The following is a 13,246-nucleotide window of genomic DNA, read 5'->3' on the forward strand; positions in this document are numbered from 1 at the left end:
GAATCAATATCATAATACCTTTAGTTGCTTCAATCAAGGCTAGATATAGATCAAAACGATTCAATTTGTCTATATTTAGTTTCAAAAACGATGATTTAATGAGTTATGAAATTGATTCATTCGTAAAAAAATAACAACCTCGCGGTTGTCAATTAATCCGGCTTGCGCCGTATGCAGTTGAAGAGCAGCCGCAGGCGGCTTACTCTTCTTCTTCGTCCTGTCCTTTGATGACAACGAGCAGGTCTCCATAGATTTCTTCCAGTGCAACGCCAACTTGTTTATGGGATCTCGCACCTCTTAAATCCGTTTTTTCACCTTCACGTAGCTGTCTAGCCCGGCGGGAAGCAGCAACAACAAGGGAATACTTGCTGTCGACTTTGTTCATCATTTCATCAATAGAAGGATACAGCATATTAACAAACACCTCTTCGCATTAGTATAATCACAAGTTGCCGCCTGACAGAACTGATGTGGCATGTCTTAACATCCGGGCATTCCTAGAAGGAGTGCTTCAGTATATGATATGACAACTGCCCCACTTATATCGCATTCTGCAGCGGCAAAAGGGATTATTTATTGATCTTACAATGTTCGGCGATTATGATGCTTTCTATTCTCTTGCACGCCAAATCAATTTCATCATTAACAACAGCGTAATCATACTGCTCCAGCAGACTGATCTCATCAACCGCCACGGACATCCGGTGATCAATGGTCGCTTGGCTTTCGGTACCACGGCCCTGAATGCGATCTTTCAGCTCGTCCAATGAAGGAGGAAGCAGGAAAACAAAGATCCCTTCCGGGAATTTCTCTTTCACTTTTAACGCGCCTTGAACCTCAATCTCCAGAATGATGTCGCGGCCTTCGTTAATCGTTTTCTCTACAAAATCACGCGGTGTTCCGTAATAATTACCAACATACTCCGCATGTTCCAACAATTGATCTTCAGCAATCATGTTCTGGAACTCTTCATGACTTCTGAAGAAATAGTTCACACCATGTTCTTCACCAAGACGAGGCTGACGGGTTGTTGCCGATACAGAATAGATCAATTCCGGCACCCGTTTGCGCAAAGCGCTGCATACAGTACCCTTCCCGACCCCAGATGGGCCGGACAACACTACCAGTAATCCCTTAGACATATTACACTCCATTTTATTCGTCGTTATCATCATCTTTCGAAGAAAGACGATGGGCGACCGTCTCAGGCTGAACTGCAGACAAAATGACATGATCGCTATCCGTAATAATTACGGCACGAGTACGTCTTCCGTACGTTGCATCAATCAGCATGTGACGATCTCTTGCCTCTTGTATAATTCTCTTGATCGGCGCCGATTCCGGACTCACGATGGATATAATCCGGTTCGCCGATACGATGTTACCGAATCCAATGTTAATGAGTTTGATTGCCATAATCAGGTTCTTCCCCCTATACATGCGACTCTTTTGCCGAAATGTGGCCGTTCATTCGATATTCGCAGCTTGCTCACGAATCTTCTCCAGTTCCGCCTTCATCTCGACAACACGATTCACCAGAGCCAAATGGTTGGCTTTTGATCCAATCGTATTGACTTCCCGATTCATCTCTTGAATTAGAAAGTCCAACTTACGACCCACGGGCTCATCACTCTTCAGCAGTTCCCTGCTCTGTCCAAAGTGACTCTGTAGACGCGTAAGCTCCTCTTCTATGTTAGAACGATCGGCAAACATTGCAATTTCCATACCCAATTTATGCTCATCAAAAGGGAAAGAGCCTTCTTCCTGCATTTCCGTAAGCCTTTGTCTTAGCTTGTTGCGATAATCACTTACCACAGTCGGTGCAAGATCAAGCATTTCGGTATGCAGTGACTCCAGACGGGTAATCCGCCGTTCCAGATCATTGGCCAGATGAAGACCCTCGCGAGCGCGCATCTGTTCAAGGCTGGACAGAGCCTCTTTCAATCCTTCCTGCAGAACTCGCTCCCATTCGTCCTTCTGCTCTTCGGGAATGGAACTTGTCCCATCCGAATGAACCATGACGTCCGGCAGCCCAAGCATATCCACAATACTTGGTTTGCCCTGCAATCCATATTGGGTCTCCAGTTGCTCTGCAGCCTGCAGATAGGCCCTGACCGTCTGTTCATTCAGAACAGCGGGAAGAGCCTGGTCTTCCTCTTTTTCTTTCATTACATAAACATCAATCCGCCCACGTTTCAAACGACTCTGTACGATCTTCCTCAAACCGTCTTCATAATACGTCCACTCTCTTGGCAGACGCATCATCACTTCGCAATAACGATGATTAACAGATTTGATCTCTAATTGTACTTTATAGCCGCCAAAATGAAAGGCGGATTGACCGTATCCGGTCATACTGAATGACATCGGCATCACATCCGTTTTACTATTGTAATTGATTATTAGGGTTGAAACAAGTAGGACATTGGTGCTCCGACTTCTCCCATACGTATTGAGTCAGTTCGGCCGTCATGCCGTAGAACATAAACGGTGTCATGAGATAGATGCCTTTGAAATGTGCTGCTGCTACATCCAGCAGTTCTTTGGCAATTTTTACTCCCATCGCACGGCCTTCTTCGCCCTCCAGACCTGCCATACGGGAACGCACTTCATCCGAAAGCTGGATTCCGGGAACTTCGTTGTGCAGATACTCTGCATTCCGTCCACTCGCTAGCGGCATTACACCTACAAAAATGGGCACATCCAGATGTTTGGTCGCTTCGTGCATCGCTACAATCAACTCAGGATCATAGATCGGTTGTGTCATGATGTAATCAGCGCCAGAGGCAATTTTCTTCTCCAGACGTTGTACAGCTTTCTCCAAATATTTCACATTGGGATTAAATGCCGCTCCAATTACAAAACCAGCTCTTTGCTTCAGCGGTTTACCTGAGAAAGCCACTCCATCGTTCAACTGTTTGATCATGCGTATGATTTCAAAAGAAGTCAGATCGTATACCGAGCTTGAACCCGGCAGATCACCAAATCTTGCAGGATCTCCTGTAACAGCCAATACATGATTAATGCCCAGAGCATCAAAACCCATCATGTGGGACTGTGTTCCAATTAGGTTCCGGTCACGGCAGGCAATGTGCACCAGTGGACGAAGGCCCGTGCGATCCTGAACGAGGTGACCCAGCGCCATGTTGCTCATCCGTGTAACCGCGAGTGAGTTATCGGCCAGTGTCAAGGCATCGGCTCCTGCTGCTTTTAATGTCTCGGCACCTTTCATGAACTTGGCAATGTCCAAGTCTCGTGGCGGGTCAAGTTCAACAATGACCGTGTGACGCTGCTTGACCAGATCAACGATCGTAGGCTGTCCGCCACGTCCGGAACGCTCATCCACATTTTCATGCAACACGATACGTGGTTTGGATTCTGACGGATCAGGCTCCAGAATAGGCGAAGGCACATAGTCAGCAAGCGCCTCTTTCATAGCGGTGATATGATCAGGTGTCGTACCACAGCAACCACCGATAATACGAGCACCCAGTTCAGCAAATTGCACTGCCGTCTGACCAAAGTACTCCGGAGTCGCACCATAACGGAACTGACCATCCACATAATCTGCGGCACCCGCGTTCGGGTAGACGGACATTGGAATACCAATTCGTCCGGAGACGGTTTCCATGGCACGCATAATCCCGTTTGGACCTGAGCGACAGTTAAAACCAATGACATCCGCGCCCTGCTCCCGCATAATCCGGAAAGCTTCAGGCATCGTATATCCGTCCAGTGTGTGTCCTACATCCTCTACCGCGAACTGTCCAATCACGGGCAGATCACTTAGCTTGCGCGCTTGCAAAAGGGCAATATCCATTTCCTCGATATCATAGAAGGTCTCAAGCAAAATGCCATCCACGCCTTCATCAAGCAGTGCAGAGATCTGTTGTTGATAAAAGCGTTTCAGTTCACTCGTTGACACGTTTGTCCGCTTGCCACCTCGAATGGAACCAACTGCACCAAGCACATAACCGGTATCTCCAGCTACCTCTTTGGCGATGCGTACGCCGGCACGGTTCACGTCCTCCACCTTGGACTCCAGACCGAACTTGGACAACTTGTCGTAATTGGCAGAATACGTATTTGTTTCAAATATTTCTGTACCTGCATCCCGATAACGGCGATGTACATCCGCCACTACTTCAGGTGAAATCAAGTTTAATTCTTCATATGAAATCCCCACCGGGAACCCCATTTGGTACAGAAATGTTCCCATGGCCCCATCTCCAACGAGAACCCGTTCCTGCATAACTTTGCGCAAATCCGCCTTCATCCCATTTCCCCCCGCCTAGCTGTGATCATTTACATACTAATGTAACACAAAAAACGCTAAAAAACGAAGAAAAACACAGGTTTTTGATGAGTATCCAGCTCATATGGACTTTCTTGCCATACAGCCCCCAATATGTCTCTGTACAGGAGACACGACTTATCCTTTTTGACAAAAAAAGAGGCCCGCAGGCCCCTTTGGTTAAACCTTTCACTTTTTATGAAGTGATTCCTTTAAAAACAACTTCAGCAGGTCCAGTCATGTACACATGATTGTCAGCTTCATTCCACTCAATGTGGAGATCCCCACCCTTGAGGCTGATGACTGCTGTACGATCTGTATGTCCATTCAGGACAGAGGATACCAGTGTCGCACAAGCTCCAGTTCCACAAGCTAGTGTTGGACCCGCTCCGCGTTCCCATACACGCATGTCCACATATCCACGGTCACGAACTGTGGCGAATTCCACATTGATTTTTTTTGGAAACATCGGGTGCACTTCAAGAAGTGGTCCCCAAGTCGTGAGGTCAAAATTCACAGCGTCATCTACATAGATAACCGCATGCGGGTTACCCATGGATACGGCAGTGAATTTGAACGCATGTCCATTTGCTTCAATGTAGTGGTCAACCACTGGGTTGGCATCCACCGTTGTAGGCACTTGAAGACCGTTCAGGATCGGCTCACCCATGTCGACACGTACCGTTTCCACTTTACCATCATGAATGTTGAGACTCACAGGTTGTACCCCTGCACCAATCGTTTCAATGGTGATCTGCTCCTGGCTCACGTGACCATGATCGTATACGTATTTGGATACACAGCGAATGGCATTACCGCACTGTTCTGCTTCCGAACCGTCCGAATTCATGATACGCATCTGAAAGTCCGCCTTCTCCGAAGGCAGTATATAAACCAGGCCGTCCGCACCGATGCCAAAGAAACGGTTGCACCATTTCACAGCCAACTCTGCCGCATCTGCCGGAAGCTCCTTTTCACCAAATACAACGATAAAATCGTTACCAAGTCCATGCATTTTCGTAAATTCCATAATCTTGCCCACTCCTTTTGGCAGTCTACTGCCAAAGCTATATTCTTGCTCTTCTACAGGATTACCATAGAAATTCATATTCAGCATTTACACAAAAAAGCTATCCTGCAAAATGCCAAAGCTTCCGCTTTGAATCATTTTGAGGATAGCATACCGAAATAGGTAAGGAAAAGGTATTGATTTTATGCTGAAAACTTTGTACTTTTCGGTACGAAGCGGCCAGTACCACCCATACGGCGGCGGTTACGACGACCACCCCAGACGCTGCCTGCGCCCATAAGGAACGTTGGAATGCCTGCAGCAACGATACAGAGCGCCCATTCACGCAATCCCAGAGGTACGGTTTTGAAGATCGGCTGCAATGGTTCAACGTACATGACAACCAGCATCAGTACAACCGATGAAATCACCGCAAGAACCAGATATTTGTTCTGTAAAGGATTCCGGTGGAAGATGGACCGCGAACTACGGCAATCAAAGACATGAATAAGCTGCGCCAAAACGAGTGTAGCAAAAGCAACAGACTGTGCCTTGATCAGTTGACCCGGATTATCCGGCGCAGCCTGAAGGGTAAGCCAGAACGCTCCGAGTGTGCATAACCCAATCAACACACCCCGGCTGACGATTTTCCAACCCAGTCTGCGGGCAAAAATGTTTTCCTTGGCGCCACGGGGTTTGTGTTCCATCAGATCTTTCTCAGGCTGATCTACCCCCAGTGCCATTGCAGGCAAACCATCCGTAACGAGGTTAACCCACAGAATCTGAATAGGCACGAGTGGCAGCGGCAGGCCCATCATCATTGCAAAGAACATTGTCAATATTTCGCCCACGTTTGATGCCAGCAAATAACGGATAAACTTGCGAATGTTCTCATAAATATTACGGCCTTCTTCAATGGCAGCCACAATGGTTGAGAAGTTATCATCACTCAGAATCAGCGCCGAAGCTTCCTTCGTGACATCTGTACCCGTAATGCCCATCGCGATCCCGATGTCTGCCGCTTTAATAGCTGGAGCATCATTGACTCCATCACCCGTCATGGCGACGACATGCCCTTTGCGCTGTAACGATTTTACGATCCGAAGCTTGTGTTCAGGACTTACCCTTGAGAAAACATATATGCCCTCTACCTGTTTATCCAGTTGATCGTCTGTCATGCCTGCCAGCTGCTGACCACTTAAGGAGGCACCTCCACGAGGAAGAATCCCGAGTTGATGAGCAATGGCTTCTGCCGTTGTTCCATGATCACCTGTGATCATGACAGTTCGTATCCCCGCCTTGCGGCATGTGGCAATCGCATCTCGCACTTCACGACGCGGCGGATCAATCATACCTGCAAGTCCTACGAAAACTAGCTGACTTTCGGCGGCGTGTTCGTCAGCCACTTTTTCTTCCGGCCGCACTTCACGGTAGGCCATTCCGAGGACACGTAGTGCTGCTCCGGCCATGCTCTCATTTGCTGCCATTACTTTCTGTCGCAGTGTTCCAGTGAAAGGTACAACCTTGCCTTCCCACAAAATATAACTACAGTGTCCGATCAACACATCCGGTGCACCTTTGGTATAGATCATTCGGCCCCCCTGATGATGAACCAGGACCGACATGCGTTTTCGCTCGGAATCAAACGGGAATTCCTGCTGGCGGGCATACAACTCTTTGAGTCCGGCAGGAGTAAGCCCCATTTTGGAGGCCAGTGTGACGAGTGCCCCTTCCGTCGGATCACCTTTCAGCTCCCAGAATACATTATCTCGTTGAACGGTTTCTTCTTGGAGGTCACCTTTTTTCGTGTTTTTCTTGCTTTCCTTTTTGGTATCCTTGCCCTTTTTCTTGCTCCCCACCTCGCTTGCAGCACTTTCCACAATACTCGCATTGTTGCAAAGCGCGCTGATCTGAAGCATTCTGCGCAGGGACTGGTCGCTCTTCAGTTCCACCGTACGACCGTTCTCCAGCATCTGCCCTTCAGGTGCATAACCATCCCCGGTAACCTTGATGTTACGTCCCTCCAACCACACATCCGTTACCGTCATCTTGTTCTGGGTGAGCGTGCCAGTCTTATCCGAACAGATTACGGATGCACAGCCCAGAGTTTCGACAGAAGGCAGTTTGCGTACAATGGCTTTACGTTTGATCATACGCTGCACGCCTAGTGCGAGTGCAATGGTTACAATGGCCGGCAGGCCCTCCGGTATGGCAGCCACCGCGAGGCTGACCCCTGCCAGAAACATGCCAACGGCTGGTTGTCCGTGCAATATACCTGCGACGACAACCATAATGGTTAATCCCAATGCGACAAAAATCAGAATTTTGCCCAATTGCTCCAGCCTGTGCTGTAACGGTGTTTCTTGCTCCTCCGTATTTTGGATCAGATCGGCGATTTTGCCCATCTCCGTCTCCATCCCAGTACGAATGACTACACCTTTAGCTGTGCCACGAGTGACCATGGTACCCATAAAACCAATATTCTTCTGATCACCCAGCGGAACGTCCTCGTCCGCAATCGGAAGGCAATGTTTGCTTACAGGAACCGATTCCCCGGTAAGTGCCGATTCCTCGACATCCAGACTGTTCGTTTGCAGCCAGCGCACATCAGCGGGTATGCGGTCCCCACTCTCCACCATGATAATATCCCCGGGGACAAGTTGTTTGGCGGCAAGGTGTACTTCCTGGCCTGAACGAAGCACTTTGGCAAGAGGTGCAGACAACTGTTTCAATGCACGAAGAGATCGTTCAGCCCGGAATTCCTGTACAAACCCCAGAATTGCATTCAGTACGATAATAGCCACAATCGTTACCGCATCCAGATACTCACCCAGTAATCCGGATACCAACGTTGCTCCCATCAACACCAGCACCATAAAATCCTTGAACTGATTCAAGAGCAATGTAATTGGAGAAATGCGTTTCCCCTCGCTCAGCTCATTCGAACCGACCACTTTCCTCTTCTCTGCTACAGCTTCATCCGTCAATCCTTCCTGCGGGCTGACGCCAAGAGTATTACGAAGCTCTTCATCACTAAGTTGATGCCACTTGGTATGTTCCATGCTTCAAGTTTCCCTCCCAGTCTGTATTTCATCTGCAAAATAAGCTCACATGACTCACCGGCGCGCTGGTCGACAGGCTGTACACTATGCCGGACAAACTACCTGCTCTATATGTATTCGGACAGGTCTGTGATTAGCACCCGGAAGGTGAATCCTTTCCCTGATGGACAGAATAGGCTAAAATAAAAGTCTGCGATGTTCTGCGCAGTACCAATTCCAGCGTTCAACAGGCAAGCAACGAAGAATCTGCAGCCAGTCCTTGTTTTTTTACATACCTGGTTGCACGTTTCAGTTATATAGATGAAGCATTTGGCATGATAAATGTAGATGCTCGATAGAGAGAGGAAGTGGAAAAAATGGCATTGGACGGCATTGTAACACGAGCCATTGTTCATGAACTGCAAGGCTGCATTGGTGGACGTATCAGCAAAATCCATCAGCCGAATGGCCATGACGTAGTTCTCACCCTGCGTGCTCAGCGCGGAAATAGTAAATTGCTTGTTTCGGCAAGCCCGACATATCCTCGTGTGCATTATACGGAAAAGACATTTCTTAACCCTACGGAAGCACCCATGTTCTGCATGTTGCTCCGTAAACACTGTGAGGGTGCAATCATTGAGGAGATCCGTCAGATTGGCATGGAGCGTATTATCCACATCAATGTGCGCCAGCGCGACGAACTGGGGGATGTTTCAGTTAAACGGATCATCATTGAATTGATGGGGCGTCACAGTAATATTATTTTGCTTGATCCTGTAACTGGAACGATTCTGGATGGCATTCATCATGTGACTCCTTCCATCAGTAGCTACCGGGTAATCATGCCTGGATTCGCATATACTGCCCCACCCGAGCAACATAAAAGTAATCCGCTCGAAGTGAGTCGTACAGCATTCGAGGACAGCTATCATGCCGCTGAAGAAGAGGCATCACGCTGGCTTGTGAACTCCTTTAGCGGTCTTAGCCCGTTAATTGCGGGAGAGATTGCTACCCGTGGGATTGCTGCTGAAGGCACCGTGAGCACTCAGACTGTGGTGGAGGGTGAGAGCCGAGTTGAGGCTGGTGCACTCTGGAACGCTTTTGAAGCCGTGATGGGACCTGTCAGAGATCATATCTACACACCTGTAACCGGAATGAACGCCAAAGGAAAAATGATTTTCTCGGCCGTTCATCTTGAGAGCATTCAGGAGTTGGAGAAAACCTATGACACGATGAGCAAGTGCATGGAAGATTATTACGGAGATAAGGCTGAACGAGACACGGTTAAACAGAGAGTAAGTGATCTGCTCCGTTTTCTGCAGAATGAGCGAAGCAAAAACATCAAAAAGCTGGACAACCTGAACAAGGATCTGCTGGAAGCGGACGATGCGGACAAGTTCAGACTATGGGGTGAGTTGCTGTTTGCCTCCCTGCATCTGGTTCACAAAGGGGACAAGAGCGTGGAGCTTGTGAACTTCTACGATGAAGACCAAGCCAACATTACCATTCAGCTTGATCCACTGCTTACACCATCTGACAACGCACAACGTTATTTCAAGCGGTATAACAAATACAAGAACAGTCTGGCTGTCATTCATGAGCAGCTTGGCAAAACCAAAGACGAGATTGACTACCTCGATAACCTGTTACAGCAGCTCTCCATTGCATCGATGAACGATATTGAGGAAATACGGGACGAGCTTGTACAGCAAGGATACCTTCGTGACCGTAATAAAAAGGGTAAAAAGAAGAAGAAAAGTGACCGTCCAACCGTACACCAGTTCACCTCCTCGGAGGGAATTGATATTCTTGTGGGCAAAAACAACCTGCAGAATGAGTACGTGACCAACCGTCTCGCTTCTTCCAACGACACCTGGTTGCATACCAAAGACATTCCAGGTTCACATGTCGTTATTCGCAGTACGGACTTTGGTGAAGCTACATTGGAAGAAGCAGCACAGCTTGCTGCCTATTTCAGCCAGGCCAAGGAGTCCAGCAGTGTGCCTGTGGATTACACGTTTATCCGTCATGTACGCAAACCAAGTGGTGCGAAGCCTGGTTTTGTGATCTATGATCATCAGAAGACGTTGTTTGTCACGCCAAATGATGAATTGATCAAGAGTCTGCCATCCACCATTAAAAATGGATAGTATGCTTAGCTCATAAGGTGCGATGTAACAGTAACAATAGAAAAATCCCCTGACCATTAACGGTTCAGGGGATTTTTGTTATTGCATTACTTGTTTGAATGATATGTGAAGCTCAGCTTATTTAGCTTTCTCATTGAATATTGATTCATTTATATGTATAATAATTCGATTGTGATGAATAAATTTATAGTTGAAGGAAGTGTACCATGACCATACATATCAGAGAAACTCAACCTGATGATCTGAAACCCCTGATGGCATTACTGCATGACTATGTGGTGGGATTCTACAACAACCCCTGGCCTGGTGATCAATCCATCCAGCTTTTGATCAACAACCTGCTTAATCAGCAGATCGGTGCTCAATTCGTGGCAGAAGAGGACGGGAAGCTTATCGGATTTTCTACCCTGTTCTTTACATACAGCACGATGAAAGCAGAGCGTGTCGCCATCATGAATGACCTATTTGTTACGGAAACATTCAGAGAAGGCGAAGCAGAAGCCAAATTATTTGCACACTGTCAGCAATATACGCGTGACCATGGATGTGCATATATGTCTTGGATCACAGCAGTGACCAATGAGCGGGCACAGCAATTATTCGAACGTCTCGGGGCTACACGTGGCGCTTGGGTAAACTATTCCATTACATAGACTATTTTCAGAACAAAAAAAGGGACATGCAAACATGAACGTTCAGCCCTATCATGGTTGCATGTCTCTTACTCCTTCGATCTTAAAATGTATCCAGTAATACAGAATTTATTATAGTCAGATAGAGCGTTGCAACGTCTCGCTTACTCTCCCCTTTGCTGTGAAGCAGCTGCCTTCAGCCTTTCCAACACATCAACCGTTACGGTCTTGCTACCAAGATCCCCGTGGAAAACAACACCTTGCCGTTTACCATGATAATCAGATCCACCTGTTTCAATGAGGTCGTATTCCTTGGCCAGCTTACCATACCTGCGTTCCTCTTCTGGGCCATGGTCCGAATGAAACACCTCAATGCCATCTGGACGAGAGTCTTCGATGATACGTCGCACCAATTCATCATCGTTATAGAGACCCGGATGGGCAATCACAGCGGCTCCACCTGCGGCTCTGATCCACTCACACGCATCCTCTGGTGCAACGCGGGGTACAGATACAAAGCCTGGCTTGCCTTCAGCAAGATACTGATCAAATGCATCCCGCATGTCAACAGCGTAGCCTTTTTTCACCAGCACATCGGCCATATGAGGTCTGCCAATACTCTCATCCGGCTCTAACGGTCGTCCCAGCTCATCCAGTACCTCCTGCCAGCTTATATCAAGCCCGAGTTCTTGCAGCTTGGCGATAATCAGATGATTCCGCTCATCTCGCGCTTCTCGTAATCCGGCCAACCGTTGCAGGAATATCTCATCCTCCGTATTAACGTAATAGCCCAGTACATGAATATCTTTGCCGCCAGCCCGGGTGCTGATCTCCACTCCGGCAACAACATCAATATCGTACTCTTTTCCCGCTTGCTGTGCTTCCGCTACACCGGCTACTGTATCATGGTCTGTTAGGGCAACTGCAGATAGCCCTTTTTGTTTGGCAAGCTTCACATTATCAGCAGGTGGCTGCATTCCATCGGAAGCCTGACTATGCGTATGAAGATCACAGCGTCCTTGGCGCTGATCCATGATCAACAGCTCCTTTGTTTAAAATTGATTATGATTCAATCTTATCTACCATTGATGTTGCCAACGATTATGCCTTCCCCGTCTTATGTACCGACTGAGGCTGCTCCTGCTGACGCAGATAATTCAGGAAAGCGACTGCTGACAGGGGCAACAAGGACGATTTCAGATGGATGGCATAGAACTGCCTTTTGAATTCGAGTCCGCGGATATCCACAATATGAACAAGTCCCAGAGCCAGTTCATGCTGCACCGAAGAAGGAGATAACATCGTAATACCCACCCCTGCCTCCACGGCCGATTTTACCGCTCCTGTACTGCCAAGTTCCATCACTACATTCATATCTTGTGGATCAATCTTTTTCTTTTGCAATTGGTCTTCCATCACCTGACGAGTACCCGAGCCCTTCTCACGCAGCACAAAGGGATAATTCATTACATCCTCAAGATTCACTTTGCTACGCTTAGCCAGATCATGCCCGGCAGGTACGATCAGTTTCAGCTCGTCCTGCATGACAGGCTCCACAATCATGTCCGGGTGGTGCACTGGCGCTTCAATCAGACCAAAATTAAGCTGGTGCTTCAATATATCATCCATAATTTGCGTTGTATTCATTACTTTCATGACAATTGAAATATCGGGATACTGAAGTGCAAATGGTCCGAGCATGCGTGGAAGCACATATTCCCCGATCGTTAAGCTGGCTCCCAGCTGGAGTCGGCCCTGTAACATCTGGGTAAACGCCGACATCGCTTCGTCCGTCTGTCTGACCAGCTCTACACTCCGTTTCGCATGAGGTAATAAAGTTCGGCCAGCCTCGGATAATTCTATTTTTTTGGTGGAACGATGCAATAACTTGGTGCCAAAATAGTCCTCCAATGATTGAATCTGCATCGTTACTGCCGGTTGAGTCATATGTAATGCTTGTGCAGCAGCCGAGAAACTCCCCTTCTCTGCTACCGTATAAAAAATATGCAATTGGTGAAAATTCATATCTTCGCCCCTCTTCGATTACACTCTCTACATTGTAGCCGATTTCCCGCTTGGCAACAAAAAAAGCATGCAGCTTGTCTGCATGCAATAATCCT

General features: G+C 47.7%; 11 protein-coding genes. 2 read left to right on the forward strand and 9 right to left on the reverse strand.

Annotation, left to right across the window (positions count from 1 at the left end):
- Positions 1-199: 199 nt before the first annotated feature.
- The 7 genes from rpoZ to MHH25_RS20315 all read right to left on the reverse strand — a co-directional run bounded on the left by rpoZ (position 200) and on the right by MHH25_RS20315 (position 8,365).
- Positions 200-412 carry a DNA-directed RNA polymerase subunit omega gene (gene rpoZ / locus MHH25_RS20285; RefSeq protein ID WP_036614619.1) on the reverse strand — a complete coding sequence of 71 codons (213 nt, stop codon included), beginning with the start codon at positions 410-412 and terminating at the stop codon, positions 200-202.
- Positions 413-569: 157 nt separating this feature from the next.
- Positions 570-1,142, reverse strand: coding sequence for a guanylate kinase (gmk, locus tag MHH25_RS20290; protein WP_017687445.1), 573 nt, complete (start codon positions 1,140-1,142; stop codon positions 570-572).
- 13 nt (positions 1,143-1,155) lie between these two features.
- On the reverse strand, positions 1,156-1,416 hold the full coding sequence (locus tag MHH25_RS20295) for a DUF370 domain-containing protein (RefSeq protein ID WP_006209218.1): 261 nt from the start codon (positions 1,414-1,416) through the stop codon (positions 1,156-1,158).
- Positions 1,417-1,467: 51 nt separating this feature from the next.
- Positions 1,468-2,367 carry a YicC/YloC family endoribonuclease gene (locus MHH25_RS20300; protein WP_076250875.1) on the reverse strand — a complete coding sequence of 300 codons (900 nt, stop codon included), beginning with the start codon at positions 2,365-2,367 and terminating at the stop codon, positions 1,468-1,470.
- 19 nt (positions 2,368-2,386) lie between these two features.
- On the reverse strand, positions 2,387-4,276 hold the full coding sequence (locus MHH25_RS20305) for a bifunctional homocysteine S-methyltransferase/methylenetetrahydrofolate reductase (protein WP_340017920.1): 1,890 nt from the start codon (positions 4,274-4,276) through the stop codon (positions 2,387-2,389).
- Positions 4,277-4,490: 214 nt separating this feature from the next.
- Positions 4,491-5,324: a diaminopimelate epimerase gene (dapF, locus tag MHH25_RS20310; protein ID WP_340017921.1), complete on the reverse strand. Its 834-nt coding sequence runs from the start codon at positions 5,322-5,324 to the stop codon at positions 4,491-4,493.
- A gap of 182 nt (positions 5,325-5,506) precedes the next feature.
- On the reverse strand, positions 5,507-8,365 hold the full coding sequence (locus tag MHH25_RS20315) for a calcium-translocating P-type ATPase, SERCA-type (RefSeq protein ID WP_076250871.1): 2,859 nt from the start codon (positions 8,363-8,365) through the stop codon (positions 5,507-5,509).
- A gap of 356 nt (positions 8,366-8,721) precedes the next feature.
- On the opposite strand from MHH25_RS20315, the gene MHH25_RS20320 reads away from it, so the two are divergent.
- Positions 8,722-10,494, forward strand: coding sequence for an NFACT RNA binding domain-containing protein (locus MHH25_RS20320; RefSeq protein ID WP_340017923.1), 1,773 nt, complete (start codon positions 8,722-8,724; stop codon positions 10,492-10,494).
- Between the two features lie 206 nt (positions 10,495-10,700).
- Entirely contained in the window at positions 10,701-11,147 is a 447-nt protein-coding gene (locus MHH25_RS20325; protein ID WP_340017924.1) for a GNAT family N-acetyltransferase, read from the forward strand.
- 143 nt (positions 11,148-11,290) lie between these two features.
- Here MHH25_RS20325 and MHH25_RS20330 read toward each other — a convergent pair whose 3' ends face one another.
- Together MHH25_RS20330 and MHH25_RS20335 are read right to left on the reverse strand one after the other, a co-directional pair.
- On the reverse strand, positions 11,291-12,160 hold the full coding sequence (locus tag MHH25_RS20330) for a PHP domain-containing protein (protein ID WP_036614639.1): 870 nt from the start codon (positions 12,158-12,160) through the stop codon (positions 11,291-11,293).
- A gap of 67 nt (positions 12,161-12,227) precedes the next feature.
- On the reverse strand, positions 12,228-13,151 hold the full coding sequence (locus MHH25_RS20335; RefSeq protein WP_340017925.1) for a selenium metabolism-associated LysR family transcriptional regulator: 924 nt from the start codon (positions 13,149-13,151) through the stop codon (positions 12,228-12,230).
- Positions 13,152-13,246: the final 95 nt, after the last annotated feature.

The organism is Paenibacillus sp. FSL H3-0457, assembly GCF_037981725.1.
GTDB classification, from domain to species: domain Bacteria; phylum Bacillota; class Bacilli; order Paenibacillales; family Paenibacillaceae; genus Paenibacillus; species Paenibacillus amylolyticus.

What these genes read in the sequence shown, in the direction of transcription:
- dapF (WP_340017921.1), bottom strand. Translation starts at nt 5,324, where the DNA reads ATGGAATTTACGAAAATGCATGGACTTGGTAACGATTTTATCGTTGTA.
- MHH25_RS20320 (WP_340017923.1), top strand. Translation starts at nt 8,722, where the DNA reads ATGGCATTGGACGGCATTGTAACACGAGCCATTGTTCATGAACTGCAA.
- MHH25_RS20335 (WP_340017925.1), bottom strand. Translation starts at nt 13,151, where the DNA reads ATGAATTTTCACCAATTGCATATTTTTTATACGGTAGCAGAGAAGGGG.
- MHH25_RS20295 (WP_006209218.1), bottom strand. Translation starts at nt 1,416, where the DNA reads ATGGCAATCAAACTCATTAACATTGGATTCGGTAACATCGTATCGGCG.
- rpoZ (WP_036614619.1), bottom strand. Translation starts at nt 412, where the DNA reads ATGCTGTATCCTTCTATTGATGAAATGATGAACAAAGTCGACAGCAAG.
- MHH25_RS20305 (WP_340017920.1), bottom strand. Translation starts at nt 4,276, where the DNA reads ATGAAGGCGGATTTGCGCAAAGTTATGCAGGAACGGGTTCTCGTTGGA.
- MHH25_RS20330 (WP_036614639.1), bottom strand. Translation starts at nt 12,160, where the DNA reads ATGGATCAGCGCCAAGGACGCTGTGATCTTCATACGCATAGTCAGGCT.
- gmk (WP_017687445.1), bottom strand. Translation starts at nt 1,142, where the DNA reads ATGTCTAAGGGATTACTGGTAGTGTTGTCCGGCCCATCTGGGGTCGGG.
- MHH25_RS20325 (WP_340017924.1), top strand. Translation starts at nt 10,701, where the DNA reads ATGACCATACATATCAGAGAAACTCAACCTGATGATCTGAAACCCCTG.
- MHH25_RS20300 (WP_076250875.1), bottom strand. Translation starts at nt 2,367, where the DNA reads ATGTCATTCAGTATGACCGGATACGGTCAATCCGCCTTTCATTTTGGC.
- MHH25_RS20315 (WP_076250871.1), bottom strand. Translation starts at nt 8,365, where the DNA reads ATGGAACATACCAAGTGGCATCAACTTAGTGATGAAGAGCTTCGTAAT.